We start from the raw sequence: 23,696 nt of genomic DNA, 5'->3' as shown, positions 1-23,696 counted from the left end.
ATGAAGAGTGGAGCGTTTGTGGGAAAATATGAAAAAGGGGGCAGCTGGTCATTTCAGCGGATTAGGCAATGCTTATAATCGGCGAGTGAATTGTTACGAAAAAGTAGCAGTTCGGTGGGATCACGTGCGAAGGCAAGCCTTCTCAATCATCAGATTTGCGTTTAAGCTTTTCCCAAAGCACTTTTCGGGACAGGCCCAGGACTTCAGCGGCTCGTGACCTGTTACCCGAGGTGCTTCTGATGACTTTCTCGATGTAGCGGTGTTCGAATTCCGAGACAGCCTCCTTGAGCGGCCTGCCTACGGTATGGCGCTCAAAGATACTGCCTAGTTGAGAGTCGCTCTTGAGCGAAACCGGTATATGGTGAGGCTTGATGATCTCACCCGGATACAAGATGGAGAACTGCTCAATGATATTTCGCAACTCCCGGACATTGCCCGGAAAGTCATAGTTGCTGAGCAAATGCATCGTTTCAGGCGCAAAGGTGACTCTCCGGCCGCCCTCCTTGGCAATTTGCTTCAGAAAATGCACCACAAGCAGCGGTATGTCTTCCCGCCGCTCTCTCAAAGGCGGAATAGAAATAGGAACCACATTGAGCCTGAAAAAGAGGTCTTCCCTGAAGATCCGTTGATCGATCATCGCCTTCAGATCGCGGTGGGTCGCCGCAATGAGCCTGAAATCCGCCTTGTAGGCGCTGGTACCGCCGACCCGGAAGGCGACCTTTTCTTCAAGCACCCTGAGAAGCTTGCCCTGGACCGGCAGGGGCATCTCTCCGATCTCATCGAGAAAGAGAGATCCGCCGGCTGCCATCTCCAGCAAACCGCGACGACTGCGATCCGCTCCGGTAAAGGCTCCCCGTTCCACACCGAAAAGCTCGCTCTCCACGAGGTTCTCAGGAATGGCGGCGCAGTTGATCTTGACGCAGGCGTGCCCGGCGCGCCGACTCTGCCTATGGATTGCGTCGGCCAGAAGCTCTTTGCCGGTGCCGCTTTCACCATGGATGAGTACGGTTGCGTCCGTATTGGCCACGGCACGAGCCATTTCCATCACATTCCTCATGGCCGGGCTACGGCTTATAATCTGCACCCTGGCTGCAGCCGTTTTCCTGAAACCATCAAGTTCGTGCTCCATGGCTCTGATTTTTAGGGCTTTTTCCAGCTTCACGAGCAGGAACTCAAGGGGAAAAGGCTTGGTCAGCAAATCGCAGGCACCGAGTTTCATTGCTTCGATGGCACTGTCGACTGTTGCATGACCGGTAATGACGAGAGCCTTGCAGTGGGGTTGCAGAAGCAGTATTTCACGCAGAACATGGAGCCCATTGGCATCAGGAAGCCTGATGTCCTGCAGGACCATGTCAAAGCTCTCGTCGGTTGCAGCTTCCAATGCCTCTGCGCCATTCACGGCCAGTCTGACCCCATACCCGGCCTCCCTGATGGCATCGACTACCGCTTCACCAAAGAGTGGGTCATCCTCGACAATCAGTAACTTCAGGGCTTCCATTCATTTCTCCGGTGACTAAGGGGATCTTGACGGTAAAGATGGTCTCTCCCGGGGTGCTGACGACGACTATTTCGCCCCGGTGCATTTCCACGATGTTTTTGCAGATTGCAAGACCAATGCCGCTCCCTTCACCAGCCAGATTGGTGGTATAGAACAGTTCAAAAATGAGTGGTTGCTGCTCTGCTGCTATCCCCTTCCCCTGATCCTTTACCGAGAGCAGGTAGAACCCGTCAGCAACGGCAGCCGTCAATCGGACGCAGCCGCCGGCGGGCGAGGCATTCCCGGCATTAAGCAACAGGTTCAGCACCACCTGATGCATCTTTCCCTTGTCGAGAAAGAGGCTGCATGGCACACATTCATCCAGTGCCGTGAAGCGGACCGGAAACCTCTTCAATGCCATGACAGCAAATTGCGCTGTCTCCTTGAAGAACACATCGCTTTTTATGCATCCAAGATCGAGACTCCCCGCCCGGCTGAATTCCGACAACTGGCGGACAATGGTTTCGATGCGTGACAATCCACCTTTGACAATTCCGATATGACGAATGAGTTCCTGGGGGGCTTTTTTCTCCAGTGACGCGATACTGAAAGCCATGGCTCCCAGCGGGTTATTGACCTCATGGGCGACCCCAGCCACAATCTCACCGATGGTAGCGAGTTTTTCGGCTCGGAGCAGGCGGCTCACCGCAAGCTGACGTCCCTTCTCACTTTGCTGCAGCCTGAGCACCATTTGACGGAAGCTCTCCTGCAGGTCTCCTATTTCATCCTGCCTCCCGGTCGCCTCCGGCACCGCCGGGAGCGAGTCCTGGTTCAGGTCTGACATGGCCTGGGAAAGCTGCTCCAACGGTCGCGACATGGTCAAGCCGATAATGTAGAATGCGGCAGTTCCAAAAAGAAAAAAAATGCCGGCGAAGGTAAAAACCTGCCATTTCAAGGTGTCCAGCTCACGCTGCAGTGGGGTCATTGAAAGCCCCACGCGCAGGGTCCCCCAGCTCTTTCCCGCCACCAGGAGCGGCAGGGCCAGATCAAGAACATCTTCATTGGATTTTAACCGGGTGACCTCACTCAGAAAATGCTGGCTTTGCAGGGCGGTGCGGGTAAGGTGGTCTGAAGCGATGGAGCCGAAGTTTGTATAATCATTGTGGGCAAGGATCTTTCCGTCCTTGTCGGTGATGAATACATAGACGGTGGAAAGCTCGGGGGATTTGATCACCTCTTCGACGAATGTGTCCAGTACCCCCACATCGTCAAGGAGGCCGGCATCTTCATAAATGAAGGCATTGATGATTGGCGCACGAAGGCAGTCACCAGAAGTTTGCCGTTTTCCCTCAGCTTCTGGTGAAGATGCTGGCGCTCGTTGTACCATGCCCAGCCCCCCCACGTTGCGGAAGAAAACGCCATGATAACAGCTGCGGTCAGGAAAAACTTGGTCTTGATACTGAGGACGAACGGGGTCTTCATCTGTGGCACGCTGCGCCGCAACCATTGGGAATGGATTTGAACTGCCTGAGGAGATCACGGTAATCAACGGGATGGGCGGGCGCAAAACCGTTCTGAAACTCCCTGTCCCAAGTCGACATGGTTCTGCGGTCATGGGGATTACCGGGATCCAGTTTTAAAAGCGCCTCGGCAACAGCTTTGACAAGCCCTTTCGGTGCAGTACCTCCGGCGACCAAGGGCGCCGAGGGGATCGGGTCCGACACAGCCAGCACCCGCAAGCCGAATCGCTGGTACCTTTCGGCGAAAACGTCTTTCACCGCACCGGCATCGAACATACCCTTCAAAACTGCCTTGGTGACGGCGGTGTGATTTTCCAGGTTGACTGAATCGGCAAGTTCCGCCGATGAGATCCCCTGATTGCCCAGGAGAATCCTGGGAATGAGATTACCGCTGATGGAATGGTGTGAACCGAAGGCAACCCTTTTCCCCGGTAAATCAGTCATCCGTGTCAACCCTACGCCGCTCTGTGCAACTATCAAGCACCGATAAAAGGGTTTTCCTTCGCGGTTAAGAGGTTTAACTACCGGTGTCGCTCCGTATATCAGCATTGCATCGAGGAATGCGCCATCCCCCAGGGAAGCTATCTGGGTTCTTCCTTGTTCAAGGTCCCGGAGCGCCTCCCGATAACTGCGGCTGACTTTAAGCTCAAAACGATAGGGAGTATTCCTGGTCAGGTAATCCATAAGCGGCTGGTAGCGCTCATAGAGTGCGATGGGGCTGTGGCGGAGATTGATGCCGAAACGGACGATAGGCTTATCGGTTCCAGCGCTGCTGACAGTGGCGGCAAAAATCGGTACCAGGAGTAGCAATAAGACGAAAGATCTTGAAACCATCTGTGACTCCACCGCAGTGCACTACGATCATAAGGTACAATCCGGTTTTCCGGCTGCTGCACAGACTGTTATAGACTGGTGCGGCAGTTCGATATCTAGGAGTCTGTCGGACTTAGGAATGAATCTGCTGCGAGAATAGCAGAACGGCCCATATTCCCCGGAAATTTTCGACCAATAGGTCCACTATTCGTCTTCAAATTTTCGTAAATCTGTCCTCGACCTGCTATCCTCTCCCTACGATCCCCTAAGTCAGACAGACTCCTAGGAAATCTTCCGATCCAGGCTGCGATATTGAATCGCTTCCGAGATATGATTTTCTCTAATCCCGTCGCTTCCCTCCAGATCGGCGATGGTCCGGGCAACCTTAAGAATCCGGGTATAGGTCCGCGCGGAGAGGCCGAGGCGGTCGGTGACCATCTCCAGCATACGCTGACCTGCTGCGTCCGGTTCGCAGAATTTCTTGATAAAGCGCGGCGTCATCTGGGCATTGCAGTGGACTTTGCTTCCCTTGAAGCGCTCCAGCTGGAGGTTTCTCGAATGCTCTACCCTGCCTGCTATGGCTGCAGAGCTCTCACCCTCACTGCGATCGGCCAGATCTCGATATTTGACGGCAGGCACCTCGATGTGGATGTCAATGCGGTCCAGGAGAGGACCGGAGATGCGGGAACGATAGCGGTGAATCATTACCGGCGTGCATGAGCATTGGTGGAGGGGGTCACCCAGGTAACCGCAGGGGCAGGGATTCATGGCGGTGACGAGCATGATCCGGGACGGATAGGTAAGTGAGGTAAGGGCGCGGGAAATGGTAACCCGGCCGTCCTCAAGGGGTTGGCGCAGCACTTCCAGCACATGTTTTTTAAATTCCGGCAGCTCGTCGAGGAACAGGACCCCGTTGTGGGAAAGGCTCACCTCCCCCGGTTTGGGGGTATTGCCGCCGCCGATCAGACCGATGTCGGAGATGGTATGGTGGGGGCTGCGGAAGGGACGACCGGAAACCAGCGCCCGGTCACGGTCGAGTAGCCCCATGACGCTGTAGATTTTCGAAGTTTCTATTGCCTCGTTGAAGGACATGGTGGGGAGAATGGAAGGAATCCGCCGGGCAAGCATGGTCTTGCCCGAACCTGGTGGACCGATCATCAAAATATTGTGCCCGCCGGCAGCCGCCACCTCCAGCGCCCGCTTGGCGTGTTCCTGCCCCTTGACTTCAGAAAAATCGTCGTTGTGCTCGGAGTTTTGGCTGAAGAGCTGTTGAATATCTACTGAATAGGGAATGATGGGGCGTTCGCCGTTGAGAAATTCTACAACCTGGGCCAGTTCGGATACGCCGATAACTTCTATTCCCTCGACCACCGCCCCTTCGCGGGCATTCTCTTCGGGAACGATGATACCGGCAAGCCCGGCATTTTTTGCCGCCACTGCCACGGAAAGACAACCTCGAACCGGTTTGACGCCCCCATCCAGGGAGAGTTCCCCCAGAAGCAGGTATTTTTTCAGGTGGTCGGGCTTGACGATCCCGGTTGCGGCCATGATGCCGATGGAGATGGGGAGGTCGAAGGCTGCCCCTTCCTTTTTCACATCGGCAGGGGCCAGGTTGACGGTGATCTTGCGATTGGGGAATTCATAGCCGGAATTTTTCAGCGCCGATTTTACCCGATCCTTGCTCTCCTTCACTGCCCCATCAGGGAGCCCAACCGTTGCGAACTGGGGCAGTCCCTGGGCAATATCCACCTCCACATCGACCATTATGGCATCGATACCCAAGAGCGCACTGCTGAGAACCTTGGCAAGCATGGAACCTCCGTCTTTTCGGTGAGGGGTGAAGGGTGAGGAGTGAGGAGGTAAGACAGTTTTTTCACCTCACCCCTTACTCCTTACCCCTCACGATTTCAGCATATCCAGATAACGCTCCGCATCCAGCGCCGCCATACAGCCGGTACCGGCTGAGGTAATGGCCTGACGGTAATACTGGTCCTGCACGTCGCCGGCAGCAAAGACGCCGGGGATACTGGTGGCGGTCATGTTACCCTCTGTGCCGCAAAGGGTGCGAATATAGCCACCTTCCATGTCCAGTTGTCCTTCGAAAATCTGGGTATTGGGGGTGTGGCCGATGGCAATGAAGCAGCCATGGACCGAGAGGTCCTTGGTGGAACCGCTGGTATGGCGGATACGGATGCCGGTTACCCCGGACTCGTCGCCAAGCACTTCATCCAGGGTGTGATGCCATTCAATGGTGACATTGCCCCCCTTGGTCTTTTCGATCAAGCGGTCGGCCAGGATCTTTTCCGCGCGGAACTGGTCGCGGCGGTGGATGACGAAGACGTGGCTGGCTATATTGGCCAGGTATAGTGCCTCTTCGACGGCAGTATTGCCGCCGCCGATGACGGCAACGGGCTTGTTGCGGTAAAAGAACCCGTCACAGGTGGCGCAGGCCGAAACCCCCCTGCCCTTGAAGGCCTGCTCCGAGGGAAGCCCCAGGTATTGGCAGAAGCTCCTGTGGCAATGATGAGGGCATCGCAGCTGTAGGCGCCGGAATCCCCTTCGAGGATAAAAGGACGCTGCTGCAAATCCGTTTTATTGATGTGGTCATAGATGATCCGGGTGTTGAATCGCTCCGCATGCTTGAGCATACGCTCCATCAGCTCAGGCCCCTGGACCCCTTCGAAGTCCCCCGGCCAGTTGTCAACCTCGGTTGTCGTCGTCAGCTGTCCACCCTGCTGCAGACCGGTGATTATCACCGGGTTGAGATTGGCTCTGGCTGCATATATGGCCGCCGTATAGCCCGCCGGTCCGGAACCGAGAATAATCAGCCTGTGATGTGTTATTGCCATTCGAAACTCTCCCGATAGTCTAAGTTTGGCGATAAGATACCAGTATGATAGGCAAATTGCAAGGCAGCAACAGGGTCTTTGTCATTGACCGTGCGCCAGGGCTCTGTTAAACTTCACACACATATATTTGCTATGCACAAGGAGGAAGCAATGGTTAAGCGTATTTCTTTGTTGGTTTTATGCCTGGGCCTGTTTATGGCCGGCAGTGCTGCAGCAAGGGACATCAGTTTCAGCTCGGGACTCACGCAGGATGATTTCAAGCATTTGACCAAGGAAGCCGGCACGGCCATGGCCTACAGAAATACCGCCCCTGCAGAGCCGCTGGGCATCACCGGTTTCGATGCAGGAATCGAAGTGTCCGCCGTTTCCATTAAGAAAGATGGAACTAACAATTATTGGCAAAACGCCTTTAATGGTAATGCTCCTTCCTATCTCTACCTGCCGAAAATCCGCGTCCGCAAGGGCCTTCCCTTCGGCATCGACGTCGGCGCCATGTATTCCTATGTCCCGGACAGCAACATCAAGCTCTATGGCGCCGAGATCAGCAAGGCAATCCTGGAAGGAACGACCGTATCTCCCGCCCTCGGCATCCGCGCCACCTACACCAAGCTGGCAGGTGTCGGCGATCTGGACCTGCAGACGGTCGGCGTCGACGCTTCTATCAGCAAGGGTTTCGTTCTGGTCACCCCCTATGCCGGTGCGGGCGCTGTCTGGATCGACAGCAAGGCAAAGGGCAATCTACTGACCCTTTCCCCGGGTCTCACAAGCGAAAAGATCTGGCAGCCCCGCGTCTTCGGCGGGCTGAAGCTGACCCCGCTGCCGCTTTTGGGCATCACCGCCGAGGTTGAGTACGCAGCGCGCCCCATTTATTCACTGAAGGCAGCGGTCAGCTTTTAATATTGATAGTTTTCAACAGGAACGGACATGAGCGCAGAAGCCCATCTGGATAAAAGCATTGCCGGCAGGTTCAAATATGCCATCGTCCTGACTTCCCTGACACTGGTGGCCGAGGTGGCCGGCGGCATCTGGACCAACTCCCTGGCCCTGTTATCCGATGCGGCCCATGTCTTCCTCGACCTGTTCGCCCTGCTTTTGTCCCTGGGAGCGATCAGGCTTGCTGCTATGCCCGTTTCCGAAACCCGCACCTTCGGCTGGCACCGGGCCGAGGTCTTCGCCTCGTTCATCAACGGCGTTTCGATTCTCCTCATCGCTTTCGGCATCATGTATGAAGCATGGGGGAGGTTCCTTCACCCAGAAGAGGTGAAGAGCCTCCCCATGTTCATCATCGCCCTGGTCGGCCTGGCCATGAATCTCCTGTCCGCCTCGGCCCTCCATCAGCACTCCCACGACGACCTCAACGTCCACAGCGCCTTCCTCCATGTTATCGGTGATGCCGCCGCCTCCGTCGGGGTTATTGCCGGCGGCGTGATCATGTATTTCACCGGCTGGTATGTGCTGGATGCAATTGTATCCGTAGGCATCGGCTTTGTCATTTTCTGGGGTTCATGGCGCGTCATCAGGGAATCCGTCCATATCCTGCTGGAAGGAGTGCCGCGGAACATGAGTATCACCCAGGTATCGGAAGCGATCCGCACCATAGAGGGAGTCAACAGCGTTCACCACCTGAACGTCTGGACCATCTGCTCCCATATCCTGGCCCTGTCGGCCCACGTTGACATCCTGCCCGACTACAAGGATGACCAGACAGCCGTACTGCGCCGCATTGAGGAGCTTCTTTTCGAACGCTACCACATATCCCATACCACGTTGCAGGCCGAGTGCACAAAATGTATCGAAGGCCCCATTATCAAGGAAATGCGCCATCGTCCCCGTGCAGTCCACAGCCATGACCACGGCGCCTGCAGCCACGGTCACCATCACCATTAACGATATTGATTGAAAAACGTCATGGGTCGGCCGGTATGAAGGACGGCAACACAGCAGACCAGCCCCCGCAACTGTTTTTCACTTCGGAGTTTCCCTCCATGCTTGAATACAGCCTGATCCATGAAGCGGATGACCGCCTGAAAAAAAGGGTGCGCCGCACCGAACTGATCCATTCCCATTATTTCACAGAGAAAATCGGTACACAGGTCTTCCTCAAATGTGAGAACCTGCAACGGACGGGCTCCTTCAAGATCCGCGGCGCTCTTAATTTTATGACGGCACAGCCGAGGACCAAGCTGGAAAAGGGGGTAATTACCGCCTCGGCAGGCAACCATGCCCAGGGAGTTGCTTTTTCCGCCGATTTGCTCGGAGTTAAAGCGGTCGTTTTCATGCCGGAAAGCACCCCGCCCCAGAAGGTCTTTGCCACCAGGGATTACGGAGCAGAGGTGGTGCTGACTGGAAAAAACTTCGACGAAGCATATGCAGCCGCTCTCCTGACCCAAAAGGAGACGGGGGCACTGTTCGTTCATCCCTTCGACGATCCGCTGGTAATGGCGGGCCAAGGGACCATCGGCCTGGAAATCCTCCAACAACTGCCTGACGTGGACAACATCCTCGTCCCCATAGGCGGTGGTGGGCTCATCGCCGGCATAGCTCGGCCATCAAGGAGACTCGTCCCCAGGTGCGGATCATCGGCGTCGAGTCGGTTGCCGCCCCATCCATGCATGCTTCGCTGCAACGGGGGGCAATCGCCGATACCCCGGTTAAGGTGACGCTGGCCGACGGCATCGCCGTGAAAAAGGTCGGCAAGAACACCTTTCCCATCATTGGAAAGCTGGTGGACGAAGTGGTGCTGGTTGAGGAGGAAGAGATCGCCCAGGCAATCGTATCTCTGCTGGAGAGAAGCAAGCTCTTGGTGGAAGGCGCCGGCGCTGTTACGCTGGCTGCACTTTTGAACGGCAAGGTGGATGCTGACGGGGAAGACGGTATGCCTGCTTTCAGGTGGGAATATCGATGTCAAGACCATCTCCATCGTGGTGGAGCGAGGTCTTTTAGCCGCCGGCCGCTATCTGAAGCTGAAGGTGGAACTGGATGACGTGCCAGGCTCGCTGGCAAGGCTGTCAGCGGATATCGCAGCCACCAACGCAAACATTTCGCTCATCACCCACGACCGGCGTTCTAAAGCACTTCCCATCGGCAAGACGGAAGTCCTGCTGGAACTGGAAACGCGGGGGTTCGAGCATATCCGGGAGACCGTTGAATATCTGGATAAGCGGGGCTATGGACTGGAGGTATTGAAATGATCCGGACTCATCCTGCCAAGGAGAAAAGCACGCGTCAGTTCAGCGCCGTTAGCTGATTCCAAAAGCTCAGGTCTGAGCAGGTCGTTGGCGGTATCCACATCGTGCCACGGTGCCAGGAGCGCCGCGCCAATGCCCCCTTTTCCAGCCGCGGCAAGACTGTCAGCCAGTACCGTGCTGCTGGACCAGGCAATTCCCTGGAAAAGTTCCCCATGCAGCCGTTTCAGTCCCAGCAGATAATAACCTCCGTCATGGCTGGGGCCGAAGACTGCCTGGACGTGCTCATCTTCCAGCTTGAGGAATGCCTCCCCGATGTAGGCAAGGGGCAGATCCGGCGAATCTGTCCCGATAACCGCTGCACTGCCGTAGCCAAGCTCAAAGACTTGCCTGAATGCGCGCTTCATCCGATCGCCAAGATCGCCACCGCTCTGGGGCAGAAAATTCATGCCCTCTGTCAACCCATCAAAATAGGCAGCCGCCTCCGCACCTCCATGGTAAAAAAGAAAGAGGTCCACGTCTTTGAGCGTAGCTGTCTTGGACAGCGTATCCATAAGCATGCAGCGGTATAATTCGGCAGCGGCTTCTGGCGACAGATATGGTATGAGGCGGGTTTTCACCTCTCCTGCCACAGGCTCTTTGGCAAAGATGAGGAGGGCTTTTTTCGTCAAATTGCAGGCCTCAACACTCACTAATGAGCTGGTAAAATTTTAGCTTTATCCACAATTTCCGGGATTTTCAACAGATTTATCCACAACCAGATTCAGGCCATCTTATCCCGCTCTATGGCGGCATAGGCTGAATGTTTGTGAATTGACTCGAAGTTCTCTGCCTCCACGGAGAACCAGGTGATTTTGTCCATGGAGAGAAGCTTCTCGGTTGCCTCACGCACCATGTCCTCGACGAACTTCGGGTTTTCGTAAGCCCTTTCCGTAACCAGCTTTTCATCCTCACGCTTCAGCAGTGAGTAAACAGGGCTGGAACCGCACCCTTCAACGATCTCGATGAGATCCTCGATCCAGATGAACTCACGGTAACGGACCTTGACCGTCATGATGCTGCGCTGGTTATGGGCGCCATACCGGGAAAGTTCCTTGCTGCAAGGACAGAGGGAGGTAACGGGCACCCTGACGCCGAGAACGAAGTCGAAGTCGGAGGCAAGGCTGGCGCTGAACTCGCAGGTATATTCCATCAGGCTTTTGGCTCCCGAAGCAGGGGCCTTCTTCTCGATGAAATAGGGAAATTCTATCTCCAGATGGGCGGTGCTCGCTCCTAGTTTTTCCTTCATTTTCTGCAGCATGGCCTCCATCTTGTCCAGGGCAATCTCTTCCCGGTAGACGTTGAGGATCTCGATGAAGCGGCTCATGTGCGTTCCCTTGAAGTGATGGGGAAGGTCGACGTACATGTTGATACGGGCAACGGTATGCTGGATGGACTTGTTCTTGTCCATGACGACGATCGGATAGGAGATATCCTTGACCCCAACCTTGCTGATGGGGATATTGCGGTTATCGCGGGATTTCTGCATGTCCGGCATACCGTCGGGTGAGGGGTGATGGGTGATGGGTGAGGTAGTCATTTGTTTTACCTTCATTGGTTGTTTCTCTTCACTCCTCACTTCTTGCTCCTCACTGCATATGGGACCGGATCAGTCACACCTGCCTCGGCAAAGCCCTTCAGACGCAAGCGACATGAATCGCAGAGGCCACAGGCATGGCCTCGGGGGTAGGGTCATAGCAGGAATGGGTTTTGCCGTAGTCCACACCGAGGGCAAGACCCTTGCGGATTATTTCTGCCTTGGTCATGGCAATGAGTGGAGCATGAATGACAAATCTGCCAGTCCCTTCAACTCCAGCCCTGGTGGCCAGATTGGCCGTTGCCTCATAGGCTGCGATATATTCAGGACGACAATCGGGATAACCCGAGTAATCAAGTGCATTTACGCCAATAAAGATGTCGAAGGCGCCAAGCACTTCTGCCCAGCCCAGGGCAAAGGAAAGAAAAATGGTATTTCTTGCCGGGACATAGGTTACCGGGATTCCCGCCCCGACACCTTCTTTCGGCACATCCAAGTCGGCCGTCAGTGCGCTTCCCCCGACTTTGCGCAGGTCGAAGCTGACCACCAGGTGTTCAGCGGCCCCCATTGTCTTTGCGTTGGCCTTGGCCGTCGCCAACTCCACGGAGTGCCGCTGGCCATAGTCAAAGCTCATGGCATAGGCTCAAAGCCCTTTTCACGGGCAATTGCCATGCAAGTAGTGGAGTCAAGACCACCGCTGTAGAGAACTACTGCTTTCTTTTTCATCCCTTAACCTCGCTGCAGTGGAGACCTTCCCTGCTATTAAAAAGGCCGCGCCGTTCTGGACGGTGCGGCCTGGTACAATTCTTATTCAACGAAACTCTTGAGCTTTTTCGCCCGGCTCGGGTGGCGCAGCTTTCTCAGCGCCTTGGCCTCGATCTGGCGGATCCTTTCCCGGGTAACCTCGAAGTCCTGTCCCACCTCCTCAAGGTATGGTCGCTCTTTTCGCCGATACCGAAACGCATGCGCAGGACCTTTTCCTCCCGTGGGGTAAGGGTGGAAAGCACCCGGGAGGTCTGCTCGGAGAGATTCGCCTTGATTACCGCTTCAAGCGGAGAAACGACCCCCTTGTCCTCGATAAAGTCGCCAAGGTGGGAATCTTCCTCTTCACCGATGGGAGTTTCAAGGGAAATAGGCTCTTTGGCGATCTTCAGCACCTTGCGCACCTTGTCCAGGGGCAGGCTCATGCGCTCGGCGATCTCCTCCGGCGAAGGCTCGCGGCCGATCTCCTGGACCAGCTGGCGGCTGGTGCGGATCAGCTTGTTGATAGTCTCGATCATGTGCACCGGGATACGGATAGTCCGGGCCTGATCGGCTATGGCACGGGTAATGGCCTGACGGATCCACCAGGTGGCATAGGTGGAGAACTTATAGCCCCGCTGGTATTCGAACTTGTCCACCGCCTTCATCAGGCCGATATTGCCTTCCTGGATCAGGTCGAGAAACTGCAGGCCCCTGTTGGTGTATTTTTTGGCTATGGAGACGACCAGACGCAGGTTGGCTTCAACCAGCTCCGACTTGGCCAGTTTGGCTTTCCGCTCCCCCTCTTCGATGGCCTGCAATGCCGTCGACAGCTCGGAAGCCTTGAAACCCGACTCCTGTTCGATCTTTTTAAGTTTTCTTTCAGCGCTCTTGAATCTTTTTTCCAGCTTCTGCACATCTTCCAGGGAGATGCCCAATTTCTTCAGGACCTTTTTCTCCTCGTCGGCGCTCTTGGCCATTTTTCCCAGCATAGCCGCCAGATCTGCCGAGGAAACACCTGCTTCCTTCTCCAGATCGGCAATCTCATGCATCATCTTGTCGACCTTGTGGGAAAGCTCCTTCAGCCGCTGGGAGATCTTTTCTATGTGGCGGTCCTTGAGACGCAGGGATTTCAGCAGTTCCGCCAGCTTCGCCTTGAAGTCCTGCTGTTCTGCCAATAGCGCCTCGCGTTCCTTGGCTGACAGGGTGGTCTGTTCAAGGGAGAGGAAGATCTCCTCCATGCGCCGGTCATGGTCGCGAATCTCATCGATGGTTGCCAGCAGGCGGTTTGCCTGGACATCCTCTTCACCTTCCTCCAGTTCCTCCTCCTCAACCTCTTTACTGATCTCGATGGCGGCAATCTGGAACTTGCGCAGCTTATCCCCAAGGGAAATTACCTCTTTCACGGTGATCGGCGTGTTGAGAATGACACTGGCCACATCCCTTTCACCCACTTCAATCCGCTTGGCGATCTCCACCTCCCCTTCACGGGTCAGAAGTGACACGGAACCCATTTCCCGCAGGTACATACGCACAGGATCGCTGGTCCGGCCTAAAGTGCCAGGCTCGAACTCAACTTCTTCCTGCTCCCCTTCCATTTCCTCTTCATCCTCCAAGTCCAGCTTGACCTTGGGGATCTTCACCTTCTGCGCCGAATCGACTATTTCAATATCCATATCGCCGAACATGCTCATGACATCATCGATCTGTTCGGATGAGACAATATCGGGGGGAAGAAGATCATTGACCTCTTCATAGGTGAGGAAGCCCTTCTCCTTGCCCAGGTCGATCAGCTGTTTTACTTCATCCATGTTTTTCTTAGCCATTACACCACCTCATTGCAGCTGTATATCTATAGTAATTGCGATTTTTTGTTTCGCAAGGTATCCAACTTCCTTAATATTTCCCAGTAGCGCTCCGAGTCCGAATCCAGTCGGGACAGTTCCTTTTTCAACTCCTTGACATCCCCATCCTTCAACATTGACCGGTCACGGCTCATGCGGCACTGATCAAAGGCCTTATTGGCATCGATCTCGTCCAGGTGATCGTCATCCATGAAGATGCCGGCAAGCCGACTGCGCTCTTCGGTGGAATCGACCTGCTCAAGGAGCAGCGCCCAGTCGATACCGGTTTCAGAGTCATTCTGGGCCATGATGGCTTCTGCTATCGGCAGAAGGTCGGCGGAGAACAGATTGGCCGCACCATAATCGCGGACCCGCTTGATAACACCGGCATATTTGCCCATAAGTGAAATCAGCGTCTCTTCCGGACCTTGTTGCTTCTCGGTTTGGTCCGTTCCTTCGGTGCGGCAAGATCGGCACTGGAAATGGGTGACCGGCCGATCTTCTTCTGCATCTGACGAGAATCCACCCCCAGTTTCCGGGATATTTCCTTTATGTACAGCTCCCGCTCTATGGGGTTGACAATCTTCATCAGGCGCGGCGTCAAGGCTTCAATAACGCTGATTTTCCCTTCGACGGTTCCACTATCGTACTGACCGAGGAGTTCGGTGAAGAAGAACTCGAATATGGGTTTCGCTTTGGCCAGATGATCGGCAAAGGCGCCATTGCCCTGAGTTTTCAGAAAAGTATCAGGGTCGTCCCCGGAGGCAGCTCAATGACACTGGCAGAAAGCCTTTCATCCAGGAAAAGCTCCATGCTGCGAAGGGTGGCTTTCCTGCCGGCGCTGTCCCCGTCAAACAGGGTGAAAACTTTGCTTGCATAGCGCTGCAACACCTTGATATGCCCGGTCGTCAACGCCGTGCCGCAGGTGGCAACCACATTTTTTATGCCGGCCTGGTAGAGGGCCAGATGGTCAAAGTAACCTTCGACGATAATGCCATTGCCCTTCTCCCGCATTGCGTGCTTGGCAAGGTTCAGGCCAAACAGCACTTCGCTCTTGTGGTAAATGGGAGACTCAGGCGAATTAATGTATTTCGGCAGCGAATCATCAAGGACCCGGCCACCAAAGCCGATCGGCCGGCCATGCATGTCGGCTATGACAAAGAGAAGCCGATTGCGAAAGGCATCGTAATAGCGCCCGCCTTCACGTCGCTTGATCAAACCCAACTTCTCGGCCAGATCAAGGGGCACCCGCTGCTGCTCCAGATGTTTGGTCAGGCTGTCCCATTTGTCAGCGGCATAACCGATGGCATATGCCTCTGAGGTGGCCGAATCAACCCCGCGCTGCTCCAGGTATCGACGGCCGGCTTCGCCTGCCGGATCACCAAGCAACAACCGGCGATAAAATTTTGCCGCCTGTTCGTTTATCCGGTACAGCAGTTCCCGTTCATCGCTCTGCCGTTTTTCCGTTGCCGTGCGCGGACGCTCTTCAATGATGACTCCAACGCGCTTCGCCAGGAACTTGACCGCTTCAGGAAAGGAAAGACCCTCTATCTTCATGATGAAGGAGATGGCATTGCCGCCAACTCCGCAACCAAAGCAATGAAAGATGCCCCGTGCCGGATTGACGTTAAACGATCCAGTCTTTTCCCCATGAAAGGGGCAGATCCCTTGATAATTTGCGCCTGATTTCCTCAAGCTGACGTAATCGGAAACAATCTCCAGGATTGACGCCCGTTCTTACCTCATTAATCTTATCGTCGGGGATCATCGACATCTTGAACCTTCATGTTACCGTCAAACTAATTGTGCCGGTTCGCCCCTTTCCCATGGGCTGCAGCACTGTCCCAGCCAGAAATTATTTCCCTGCCCGACGAAATGAAGGGCCGGGCTGTTCCCGATCGCAGCAGGTATCCTTTTATCAATTCAGGAGCCGGCTTGGTCGTTGCCAGGTAAAGAACCATGCAGAGAATAAACGCGCCTTCGAGAAAACCGAAGACTATGCCGCCGGCGCGGTTCAGTCCACCCAGCAGCATGATCTTCAAAATTGCAGTCAGCAGGTGTCCGAGAAGATAGAAAAGCAGTCCGAGAACAAGGAATATTAGGAAAAACGACAGGACCAGCGCCACACGCTGAGGTAGGTGAATAAACGGTCTGATTGCTTCTGCAATATATGAATAATATCTGAAGGCTGCCCAGCCTCCCGTCACCAGGCCCAGGAGAGAACAGGCCTCTCCCACCAGACCTTTCATGAAACCTTTTACGACAAAACCGATGAGAAAGGCCCAGATAAGGATATCAAGAAGGATCATTCAAATACCCGATGCCGCTAGTTCCTAGCCATAAAGTAAAAGTAGGGGCAATTACGAGAATCGCCCCCACCTGAAAGTCCGCTGGTCGTCAGAGGAATCTGGACCTTGCCATAGCTCAGGCCAGCTGTTCCTTGACCACATCGCTGACTAATTTGCCGTCTGCGCGACCTGCAACGCTCGGTTGCAGGGCCTTCATGACCCGGCCCATATCCTTGGACCCCTGGGCGCCGCATTGGACAATTGTCTTTCTGACAAGATTTTCTAGTTCTTCAAGAGTAAGCTGCTGCGGCAGAAATTCCTGAAGCAGCGCCAACTCTTTTTCTTCCTTATCCACAAGGTCCTGACGTTTTGCTTCCCTAAAGAGTCTTATGGATTCCCTGCGCTGTTTGCAAAGTGTACTGATGATCTCAATAATTTCCCGGTCATCCAGCTCGTGCTGCTGATCGATTTCCCGGTTCTTTACTGACGAGCGAACCATACGGATTACGGACAGCTTGAGATCATCCTTTGACTTCATCGAAGTCTTCAGTTCATCGTTAAGCCGTTCCCGTAAAGACATATAAAACCCTCTTAATCTATCATCTTACGCTGTTTTTTCAAGGCTCTCTTGCGAGCAGCAATTGCCTTTTTCTTCTTTTTGATGCTAGGCTTTTCGTAGTGCTCTCTTTTGCGGACTTCAGACAGAATTCCCGCTTTTTCGCACTGTTTCTTGAATTTTTTCAAGGCGAGCTCAAACGGCTCAGCTTCTTTTACCCTTACTCCCGGCATTCATGTTCCCCTCCCTCCTGTATATAAATTTACTTATAAATCAAGGTTAAGGCCGGCAGACTATTTACAAGGACTATGCATAATAGCACCCGTCACTATAATGTCAAGGAAAAACTTTAACGGTTTTTCACCTGTCACGGGATTCCTTTTCGGCAATTCCCGACATACCGAACCTGCGTCGCAGTTCATCGTATATCTCATCAGGATTTATACCACAATATCCCAGTAGGACCAGGGTGTGAAAAAAAAGGTCGGCGGTTTCATAGATGATCTCTTCACGCGCCCCCCCTTTACCGGCTATCACCACCTCGGTTGCCTCTTCTCCCAGCTTCTTCAGAATTTTGTCGATCCCTTTGGCCATGAGAGAAGCCGTGTATGACTGTTCGGAAGGATTGGCCTTGCGCTCCAGAATCACCCGGTAGACAGCCTGCAAGATATCGTCATTCATGTCATTCATTTTTCCTTCCTCACTCCTCACTCCTCACCCGTCAAATGTCACCAATCACCAATCACCAATCACCAATCACCAATCACTGTTTAAAGCCGTACCGGCACCCCTTTGCCCTTCAGGTATTCCTTGGCCTCTTGAATGGTGTACTCCCGGTAGTGGAAGATTGATGCGGCCAGACAGGCACTTGCCCCCCCTTTGGTAAAACCGTCATAAAGGTGCTCCAGGTTCCCAACACCACCGGAGGCAATAACCGGTATCCCAACGGCATCGGCTACCGACCTGGTCAGGGAGAGATCATAACCATCCTTGGTGCCATCGCAATCCATGCTGGTAAGAAGGATTTCGCCGGAGCCGTATGCTCCATGCGCTGGGCCCATTCGACAGCGTCGATACCAGTGGGATTGCGTCCCCCATGGGTATAGACTTCCCAACGGTCCTCACCGGGCACGCGGCGGGCGTCGATGGCCACCACCGTGCACTGTGAACCAAAACGTTCAGCAGCCTCCTTGACGAATTCAGGACGGTGAACGGCTGCGGTATTGATGGAAACCTTGTCGGCGCCGGCATTGAGCAAGCGGCGGATGTCATCGACGGTCCTGACCCCGCCCCCTACGGTGAGCGGCATGAACACCCTCTCGGCCGTGCGGCGAACCACATCGATGATAATATCACGGGCGTCACTGGAGGCGGTGATATCGAGGAATGTCAGTTCATCGGCCCCTTGTCGGTCATAGATCTCGGCTATCTCCACCGGATCCCCGGCATCTCTCAACTCGAGAAACTGGACCCCCTTGACAACCCGTCCACCTTTAACGTCCAGGCAGGGGATGATACGCTTCGTCAGCATGCAACACCCCTTTTGGTCAGGGCTACAGCCTCGGAAAGATCGATGGCGCCGGAGTAGATGGCCTTGCCGGTAATGGCGCCGCTGATCCCTGCAGTTTCCACAGCCATTAAATTTTCCAGATCCCGAAGCGTCGATACTCCACCGGATGCGATCACCGGAATATCAATTGCCTCAGCAAGCGCCTTGGTCGCCTCGATGTTGGGACCCTGCATCATGCCGTCACGGTTGATGTCCGTGTAGACAATGGCAGCAACGCCGAACCCTTCGAATTTCTTCGCCAGATCGATCGCCGTCACCCCGGTCACCTCGGCCCAACCCTGGACCGCCACCATGCCGTTCTTGGCATCAATGCCGACAACAATTCGCCCCGGAAACTTCCTGCAGGCCTCCTGCACCAGTTCCGGATTGCGCTGGGCGGCAGTACCGATGATCACCCGGCCGACCCCCATGCGAAAATAGGCCTCGATGGTGGCCAGGTCGCGGATACGCCACCCAGCTGGGTTGGGATCTTCAGGGCATTGACAATGGCCTCGATGGCCCCCCTGTTCTTGGGTTTGCCGGCAAAGGCGCCGTCCAAATCGACGATATGGAGCAGTTCCGCCCCTTTGGCTTCCCATGCAAGCGCCTGGGCAGCAGGGTTGTCGTTGTATACCGTGTCACGTCCATGAGCCCTTGCTCAAGTCGGACGCATTTCCCTTCTTTCAGATCAATGGCAGGTATGACTATCATCTATTTCCTCGGGGACAAGTAGTTTATGCCTTGAGTCCGGCAAAATTCTTCAATATCTGCAGCCCCTTCTCCTGGGACTTCTCGGGATGGAACTGGGTGGCGACCACATTATTCTTGCAGATGGCGGAACAAAAATCCATGCCGTAGGTTGTACTGGCGGCCGCGACCTTCTCGTCGTCCGGCTTCACATAATAGGAATGGACGAAGTAGACGTTGGTGCCGTCATCGATCCCTTCGAAAACCGGTGATTCCCTGCACAGTGTCAGCTGGTTCCAGCCCATGTGCGGCACCTTCAGTTCCTCGCCTTTCTCTTTCAGCCCTTCCGGAAAGCGCAGCACCCTGCCTGGAATGACGTCGAGTCCCCGGTGGAGGCCGAATTCCTCACTCTCGGTAAAGAGGAGCTGCAACCCGAGACAGATGCCGAAAAAGGGTCTCCCATCGGCGATTACCTTGAGGATGGGATCGATGAATCCCCCCTGTTCCAGGTTGCGCATGCAATCAGGAAATGCTCCGACCCCTGGCAAGACAATCTTGTCCGCCTCAAGCACCACGTTTGGATCCGAGGTTACGGTGGCCTCAAAACCGACCTTTTCAAATGCCTTCTGCACCGAGCGAAGGTTGCCCATGCCATAATCGATTATAGCTATCATTGTTGAAAACCTGTGAGGGGTGAGGAGAACGGAGGGAGGGAAAGGCTTTAACGCCTCCCACCTCACTCCTCACCCCTCACCGGATTTAGAGTTTGCCCTTGGTGGACATAACCCCGGAAATACGGGGATCGTGCCGGGTCGCCTGATCCAGTGCCCGGGCCAGCGCCTTGAAACATGCCTCCAGGATATGGTGCACATTGTCGCCGTACATGACATTGATGTGGATATTGGCAGCCAGATTGTTGGTCAGAGCCTGGAAAAATTCACGGGCCAGCTCCACATCGAACTCCCCGATCTTCACCTTTGGGAGCCTGACGTTGTATACCAGGTAGGGACGGCCTGAGAGATCGATTGCCACGCTAGCCAGGGTTTCATCCATGGGGACAGAGGCCTGACCGTAACGGCGGATGCCGCTCTTGTCGCCGAGAGCCTTTTTCAGAGCGTCACCCAGAACGATGCCGATATCCTCAACCGTGTGGTGAAAGTCGATATCGATGTCCCCTTTCGCCTCCACCTCCAGGTTGAACAGGCCATGGCGGGCGAAAAGATTGAGCATGTGGTCGAGAAAGGGAACCGAAGTGCATACCTTTGCCTCCCCGGCTCCGTCAATATCCAGAGAAAGCTTGATCTGGGTTTCCTTGGTGATGCGTTCGACGACGGCTTTCCTCGACATGTGCGCCTCCCTCAAATTATTTCAATCGCTTGCTGACCGATTTGGCATGTGCTTCAAGACCTTCCAGCTCGGCGATACGGACGATGTGACCGCCTAGCCTGCTCAGGCCGCCTTCACTGAAGTAAACGATGGACGACTTCTTGACGAAATCATCCAGGGACAACGGTGAAAAGAAGCGGGCCGTGCCGCCGGTGGGCAAAGTATGGTTAGGGCCTGCCAGATAATCACCGGCTGCTTCCGGTGTAAAATGGCCGAGGAAGATAGCACCGGCATTGCGGATCTGCGGCAGTATGGCAAAAGGATCGGCCACCGCCAGTTCCAGGTGCTCCGGAGCGATGCGATTAGAAAAATCGATGGCCTCCGAGAGGCTGCCCGATATGATGATTGCGCCATAGGTCTCCCAGGATTTGCGGGCGATGGATTCCCGGGACAGCTGCCCCAATTGCAACTCCACCTCATCTGCCACCCGCTCGCCAAAGGCACGGTCGGTAGTAATAAGAATGGAAGATGCCAATTCATCGTGCTCCGCCTGGGAAAGGAGATCCGCCGCAATATGGGCTGGATTGCCGCTGCCGTCATTGATGACCAGGATCTCCGACGGTCCGGCGATCATGTCGATTCCCACCTGGCCGAAGACCAGCTTCTTTGCCGTGGCCACATAAATATTGCCGGGGCCGGTGATCTTTTCAACCCTGGGAATGGTTGCCGTGCCATAGGCAAGGGCAGCGACGGCCTGGGCACCGCCAATCCTGAAAACCCGGTCCACACCGGAAAGACGCGCCGCCACCAGCACATGGGGATTGATCTCGCCGCCGGGGGTCGGCGCCACCATGATTACCTCACCCACCCCGGCAACCTTGGCCGGTACTGCATTCATGATGACGCTGGAGGGGTAGCTGGCCTTGCCGCCAGGAACATAGATACCTACCCTTTGCAGCGGGGTAACCATCTGGCCAAGCATGATGTCCGGCTCGTCTGTGGAAAGCCAAGTCTCCTGCTTCTGCTTCTGGTGGAACCGGGCCACCCGTTCCACTGCCAGCTTCAGGGCGGCGATGTCTTCATCTGCCACACGGGCAAAAGCTTCATTAAATTCTCTTTCCGTTACTTCCAGCGACTGAACTGAATCGGCCTCAAGCCGATCAAAGCGGCGGGTATAATCCAGAACGGCCGCATCGCCACGGCTGCGGACTTGGGCGATAATATCAACTACGACCTGCTCGACGTCTCTGCCGGTCTCCTCACTGCGGGAGAGTATGGCGGCAAAATCGTCATCAAAGGAATTGTCGCGAATATCGAGGAATTTCATAAAAGCCTCTTCCATCTGGCCGTGAACAAACGGCAATTTGTTTAAACGTGCTTTTCAAGCCCTTCGATAATATGGGTAATGCGCTGATGTTTGGTCTTGAGACTGGCCCTGTTGACGATAAGGCGGGTGGTTATCTCGGCAATGGTCTCCACCTCCACCAGGCCGTTTTGCTTCAGAGTTTCGCCGGTGGAAACCAGGTCGACGATCCGCTCGGACAACCCGACCAGCGGCGCCAGTTCGATGGAACCGTATAGTTTGATGATCTCCACCTGAATCCCTTTGCCGGTGAAATATTTTTCCGTGAAATTGGGATACTTGGTGGCAATGCGGATGTTATTCCAGCCCGATGGATCATCGGTGCGTGAAAGCTCTGCGGGTTCGGCAACCATCATCCGGCAGTAGCCGAACTTGAGATCAAGTGGCTCATAGACGTCCTTTTCCTGCTCAAGGAGGGTATCCTTACCGACAATCCCCAGGTCGGCACATCCATACTCCACATAGGTGGGGACATCGGTGGCGCGAACAATCATGTAACGCATGCGCTGCACCGAATTCTCGAAGATGAGCTTACGGGTATCCGAGAGCAATTCCTCGCAGTCGATGCCGATCTTTTTGAACAGGGCCACCGAATCGTGCAGGATCCGTCCCTTTGGAATAGCGATGGTAATAAAATCAGTCATTCTTGCACCCGTTTAATATCTGCTCCGAGTCCGGCCAACTTCTTTTCTATAAACTCATACCCGCGATCCAGGTGATAGATGCGGGATATTTCGGTGGTATTATCAGAGGCAAGACCGGCAAGGATCAGCGATGCGGAAGCACGCAGGTCGGTTGCCATCACCGGAGCGCCGGAAAGCTTTTTCACTCCTTTAACCGTGGCCGCATTTCCCTCAGTGGTGATATCTGCACCAAAACGCATCAATTCGGAAACGTGCATGAAGCGGTTTTCGAAGATGTTTTCACTGATGACGCTGGCGCCATCGGCCAGACACATGAGTGCCATGAACTGCGCCTGCATGTCAGTGGGAAAGCCTGGGTAGGGACGGGTCTTGATATTGACAGATCTGACCTTTTTCGGCCCCTTAACCCTTACCACATTATCCTTGTTGATGATCTCCACGCCCGCATCCTGAAGCTTGAAGACCAATGCATCCAGATGCTCCAACTGCATGTTATGGATTTTTACGTCCCCACCGGTAATGGCGGCGGCGATCATGAATGTACCGGCCTCAATGCGGTCCGGCATCATGCGGTGCGTTACCGGGCCGAGCTCTTTGACGCCATCGATACGGATGGTATCGGTGCCGGCCCCATCGATGCGCGCTCCCATCTTGATCAGCACATTGGCCAGATCGACTATTTCCGGTTCCCTTGCGGCGTTTTCCAGGATCGTTTCACCTTTGGCTGTGGCAGCTGCATCATAAGATGTTCAGTCCCGCCAACCGTGGAGACATCGAAATTTATCCGCGCACCTTTCAGTTGCTTCGCCTTTGCCTCGACATAACCGTGGGAGAGGGTAATATCTGCCCCCATGGCTGCCAGACCTTTCAGGTGAAGATTGATCGGCCTGGCACCGATGGCACAGCCACCAGGGAGGGAAACACGAGCTATGCCAAAGCGGGAAAGAAGCGGCCCCAAAACCAGCACCGAAGCGCGCATGGTCTTGACCAGCTCGTAGGTGGCCTCGTGTTTGTCGATGCCCCTGGTGTCGATCCTGACCACATTGCCGTTGCCTTCGATCTTTGCACCCAGCTGCTCCATTACCTTGATGGTGGTATTGATGTCGCGCAGGAAGGGGACATTGCTGAATTCATGCTTCGCTGGAGCCAGAATGGTGGAAACGAAGACGGGAAGGGAAGCGTTTTTCGAGCCGCTTACGGTAACTTCACCGGAGAGTTTCTTGCCACCTTTGATGATTAATTTGTCCAAAATGATACCTCTGTCTGATTGATTAGCTA

At 54.7% G+C, this 23,696-nt stretch carries 20 protein-coding genes and 7 pseudogenes; 4 read left to right on the top strand and 23 right to left on the bottom strand.

Features of this window, described 5'->3' with window-relative positions; all coding sequences use genetic code 11:
* Positions 1 to 142: 142 nt before the first annotated feature.
* From JCM15764_RS01750 to trxB, 5 genes and pseudogenes are all read right to left on the bottom strand, one after another.
* On the bottom strand, positions 143 to 1,498 hold the full coding sequence (locus JCM15764_RS01750) for a sigma-54-dependent transcriptional regulator (RefSeq protein WP_054691964.1): 1,356 nt from the start codon (positions 1,496 to 1,498) through the stop codon (positions 143 to 145).
* Positions 1,464 to 2,864, bottom strand: coding sequence for an ATP-binding protein (locus JCM15764_RS01745; RefSeq protein WP_243688153.1), 1,401 nt, complete (start codon positions 2,862 to 2,864; stop codon positions 1,464 to 1,466). Before JCM15764_RS01745 ends, JCM15764_RS01750 begins: the two co-directional genes overlap by 35 nt.
* 91 nt (positions 2,865 to 2,955) lie before the next feature.
* Complete coding sequence (locus JCM15764_RS01740) at positions 2,956 to 3,831, bottom strand: PhnD/SsuA/transferrin family substrate-binding protein (RefSeq protein ID WP_054691959.1); 876 nt, start codon at positions 3,829 to 3,831, stop codon at positions 2,956 to 2,958.
* Between the two features lie 261 nt (positions 3,832 to 4,092).
* Positions 4,093 to 5,622 carry a YifB family Mg chelatase-like AAA ATPase gene (locus JCM15764_RS01735; protein WP_054691955.1) on the bottom strand — a complete coding sequence of 510 codons (1,530 nt, stop codon included), beginning with the start codon at positions 5,620 to 5,622 and terminating at the stop codon, positions 4,093 to 4,095.
* Between the two features lie 87 nt (positions 5,623 to 5,709).
* A pseudogene (gene trxB / locus JCM15764_RS01730) lies at positions 5,710 to 6,659 on the bottom strand (thioredoxin-disulfide reductase).
* A gap of 150 nt (positions 6,660 to 6,809) precedes the next feature.
* Here trxB and JCM15764_RS01725 point away from each other — a divergent pair.
* The 4 genes and pseudogenes from JCM15764_RS01725 to JCM15764_RS21170 all read left to right on the top strand — a co-directional run bounded on the left by JCM15764_RS01725 (position 6,810) and on the right by JCM15764_RS21170 (position 9,850).
* Positions 6,810 to 7,556 (top strand): hypothetical protein, encoded by a 747-nt coding sequence (locus JCM15764_RS01725; RefSeq protein WP_054691950.1) that lies wholly within the window; start codon positions 6,810 to 6,812, stop codon positions 7,554 to 7,556.
* A gap of 27 nt (positions 7,557 to 7,583) precedes the next feature.
* Complete coding sequence (locus JCM15764_RS01720) at positions 7,584 to 8,546, top strand: cation diffusion facilitator family transporter (RefSeq protein ID WP_054691947.1); 963 nt, start codon at positions 7,584 to 7,586, stop codon at positions 8,544 to 8,546.
* Positions 8,547 to 8,581: 35 nt separating this feature from the next.
* Positions 8,582 to 9,642: pseudogene (gene ilvA, locus JCM15764_RS27660) on the top strand (threonine ammonia-lyase).
* Positions 9,629 to 9,850: an ACT domain-containing protein gene (locus JCM15764_RS21170; RefSeq protein ID WP_243688150.1), complete on the top strand. Its 222-nt coding sequence runs from the start codon at positions 9,629 to 9,631 to the stop codon at positions 9,848 to 9,850. Before ilvA ends, JCM15764_RS21170 begins: the two are co-directional and overlap by 14 nt.
* Here JCM15764_RS21170 and JCM15764_RS01710 read toward each other — a convergent pair.
* The 18 genes and pseudogenes from JCM15764_RS01710 to murA form a co-directional block, all read right to left on the bottom strand.
* A complete protein-coding gene (locus JCM15764_RS01710) occupies positions 9,826 to 10,515 on the bottom strand; it encodes a TIGR04282 family arsenosugar biosynthesis glycosyltransferase (protein ID WP_243688149.1) in 690 nt (229 codons plus the stop codon). The genes JCM15764_RS21170 and JCM15764_RS01710 overlap by 25 nt on opposite strands.
* A 92-nt stretch (positions 10,516 to 10,607) precedes the next feature.
* Positions 10,608 to 11,381 (bottom strand): GTP cyclohydrolase FolE2, encoded by a 774-nt coding sequence (gene folE2 / locus JCM15764_RS01705; RefSeq protein WP_054692127.1) that lies wholly within the window; start codon positions 11,379 to 11,381, stop codon positions 10,608 to 10,610.
* 98 nt (positions 11,382 to 11,479) lie between these two features.
* Positions 11,480 to 12,146 (bottom strand): annotated as a pseudogene (queC, locus tag JCM15764_RS01700) (7-cyano-7-deazaguanine synthase QueC); the annotation flags it as partial.
* An 81-nt stretch (positions 12,147 to 12,227) separates the two neighbouring features.
* A pseudogene (rpoD, locus tag JCM15764_RS01695) lies at positions 12,228 to 13,987 on the bottom strand (RNA polymerase sigma factor RpoD).
* A gap of 26 nt (positions 13,988 to 14,013) precedes the next feature.
* Positions 14,014 to 14,406, bottom strand: a complete 393-nt coding sequence (locus tag JCM15764_RS21165; RefSeq protein WP_243688148.1) for a hypothetical protein — start codon at positions 14,404 to 14,406, stop codon at positions 14,014 to 14,016.
* 8 nt (positions 14,407 to 14,414) lie between these two features.
* On the bottom strand, positions 14,415 to 14,627 hold the full coding sequence (locus tag JCM15764_RS21160; protein ID WP_243688179.1) for a hypothetical protein: 213 nt from the start codon (positions 14,625 to 14,627) through the stop codon (positions 14,415 to 14,417).
* A 113-nt stretch (positions 14,628 to 14,740) separates the two neighbouring features.
* Positions 14,741 to 15,700 (bottom strand): DNA primase, encoded by a 960-nt coding sequence (gene dnaG, locus JCM15764_RS21155; RefSeq protein WP_243688147.1) that lies wholly within the window; start codon positions 15,698 to 15,700, stop codon positions 14,741 to 14,743.
* Positions 15,701 to 15,804: 104 nt separating this feature from the next.
* Entirely contained in the window at positions 15,805 to 16,314 is a 510-nt protein-coding gene (locus tag JCM15764_RS01685) for a CvpA family protein (RefSeq protein WP_054691940.1), read from the bottom strand.
* 115 nt (positions 16,315 to 16,429) lie between these two features.
* The gene (locus JCM15764_RS01680) at positions 16,430 to 16,873 is read right to left on the bottom strand and encodes a GatB/YqeY domain-containing protein (RefSeq protein WP_054691937.1); all 444 of its coding nucleotides are present in this window, start codon (positions 16,871 to 16,873) and stop codon (positions 16,430 to 16,432) included.
* A gap of 11 nt (positions 16,874 to 16,884) precedes the next feature.
* Positions 16,885 to 17,082 (bottom strand): 30S ribosomal protein S21, encoded by a 198-nt coding sequence (rpsU, locus tag JCM15764_RS01675; protein ID WP_012645788.1) that lies wholly within the window; start codon positions 17,080 to 17,082, stop codon positions 16,885 to 16,887.
* Positions 17,083 to 17,209: 127 nt separating this feature from the next.
* Positions 17,210 to 17,539 carry a phosphoribosyl-ATP diphosphatase gene (locus tag JCM15764_RS01670; protein WP_054691934.1) on the bottom strand — a complete coding sequence of 110 codons (330 nt, stop codon included), beginning with the start codon at positions 17,537 to 17,539 and terminating at the stop codon, positions 17,210 to 17,212.
* 80 nt (positions 17,540 to 17,619) lie between these two features.
* Positions 17,620 to 18,380: pseudogene (gene hisF, locus JCM15764_RS01665) on the bottom strand (imidazole glycerol phosphate synthase subunit HisF).
* A pseudogene (hisA, locus tag JCM15764_RS01660) lies at positions 18,374 to 19,109 on the bottom strand (1-(5-phosphoribosyl)-5-[(5-phosphoribosylamino)methylideneamino]imidazole-4-carboxamide isomerase). The pseudogenes hisF and hisA overlap by 7 nt, the downstream one beginning before the upstream one ends.
* Before the next feature lie 23 nt (positions 19,110 to 19,132).
* Positions 19,133 to 19,759 carry an imidazole glycerol phosphate synthase subunit HisH gene (gene hisH, locus JCM15764_RS01655; RefSeq protein WP_054691931.1) on the bottom strand — a complete coding sequence of 209 codons (627 nt, stop codon included), beginning with the start codon at positions 19,757 to 19,759 and terminating at the stop codon, positions 19,133 to 19,135.
* An 85-nt stretch (positions 19,760 to 19,844) separates the two neighbouring features.
* Positions 19,845 to 20,432, bottom strand: a complete 588-nt coding sequence (gene hisB / locus JCM15764_RS01650) for an imidazoleglycerol-phosphate dehydratase HisB (protein ID WP_054691929.1) — start codon at positions 20,430 to 20,432, stop codon at positions 19,845 to 19,847.
* A gap of 16 nt (positions 20,433 to 20,448) precedes the next feature.
* On the bottom strand, positions 20,449 to 21,738 hold the full coding sequence (gene hisD, locus JCM15764_RS01645) for a histidinol dehydrogenase (protein ID WP_054691926.1): 1,290 nt from the start codon (positions 21,736 to 21,738) through the stop codon (positions 20,449 to 20,451).
* A 41-nt stretch (positions 21,739 to 21,779) separates the two neighbouring features.
* Positions 21,780 to 22,418: an ATP phosphoribosyltransferase gene (gene hisG, locus JCM15764_RS01640; protein ID WP_054691923.1), complete on the bottom strand. Its 639-nt coding sequence runs from the start codon at positions 22,416 to 22,418 to the stop codon at positions 21,780 to 21,782.
* Positions 22,415 to 23,667 (bottom strand): annotated as a pseudogene (murA, locus tag JCM15764_RS01635) (UDP-N-acetylglucosamine 1-carboxyvinyltransferase). Before murA ends, hisG begins: the two are co-directional and overlap by 4 nt.
* Between the last annotated feature and the right edge of the window lie 29 nt (positions 23,668 to 23,696).

Source organism: Geotalea toluenoxydans JCM 15764, assembly GCF_001311985.1.
Taxonomy (GTDB): Bacteria; Desulfobacterota; Desulfuromonadia; order Geobacterales; family Geobacteraceae; genus Geotalea; species Geotalea toluenoxydans.
Note: the sequence above shows the minus strand (reverse complement) of the source record. Positions and strands in the feature narration are given on the sequence as shown.

Coding starts and splice junctions, on each gene's coding strand:
- JCM15764_RS01750 (WP_054691964.1), bottom strand. CDS start 1,498: ATGGAAGCCCTGAAGTTACTGATTGTCGAGGATGACCCACTCTTTGGT.
- JCM15764_RS01745 (WP_243688153.1), bottom strand. CDS start 2,864: ATGGTACAACGAGCGCCAGCATCTTCACCAGAAGCTGAGGGAAAACGG.
- JCM15764_RS01740 (WP_054691959.1), bottom strand. CDS start 3,831: ATGGTTTCAAGATCTTTCGTCTTATTGCTACTCCTGGTACCGATTTTT.
- JCM15764_RS01735 (WP_054691955.1), bottom strand. CDS start 5,622: ATGCTTGCCAAGGTTCTCAGCAGTGCGCTCTTGGGTATCGATGCCATA.
- JCM15764_RS01725 (WP_054691950.1), top strand. CDS start 6,810: ATGGTTAAGCGTATTTCTTTGTTGGTTTTATGCCTGGGCCTGTTTATG.
- JCM15764_RS01720 (WP_054691947.1), top strand. CDS start 7,584: ATGAGCGCAGAAGCCCATCTGGATAAAAGCATTGCCGGCAGGTTCAAA.
- folE2 (WP_054692127.1), bottom strand. CDS start 11,381: ATGCCGGACATGCAGAAATCCCGCGATAACCGCAATATCCCCATCAGC.
- JCM15764_RS21165 (WP_243688148.1), bottom strand. CDS start 14,406: ATGGGCAAATATGCCGGTGTTATCAAGCGGGTCCGCGATTATGGTGCG.
- JCM15764_RS01685 (WP_054691940.1), bottom strand. CDS start 16,314: ATGATCCTTCTTGATATCCTTATCTGGGCCTTTCTCATCGGTTTTGTC.
- JCM15764_RS01680 (WP_054691937.1), bottom strand. CDS start 16,873: ATGTCTTTACGGGAACGGCTTAACGATGAACTGAAGACTTCGATGAAG.
- rpsU (WP_012645788.1), bottom strand. CDS start 17,082: ATGCCGGGAGTAAGGGTAAAAGAAGCTGAGCCGTTTGAGCTCGCCTTG.
- JCM15764_RS01670 (WP_054691934.1), bottom strand. CDS start 17,539: ATGAATGACATGAATGACGATATCTTGCAGGCTGTCTACCGGGTGATT.
- hisH (WP_054691931.1), bottom strand. CDS start 19,759: ATGATAGCTATAATCGATTATGGCATGGGCAACCTTCGCTCGGTGCAG.
- hisB (WP_054691929.1), bottom strand. CDS start 20,432: ATGTCGAGGAAAGCCGTCGTCGAACGCATCACCAAGGAAACCCAGATC.
- hisD (WP_054691926.1), bottom strand. CDS start 21,738: ATGAAATTCCTCGATATTCGCGACAATTCCTTTGATGACGATTTTGCC.
- hisG (WP_054691923.1), bottom strand. CDS start 22,418: ATGACTGATTTTATTACCATCGCTATTCCAAAGGGACGGATCCTGCAC.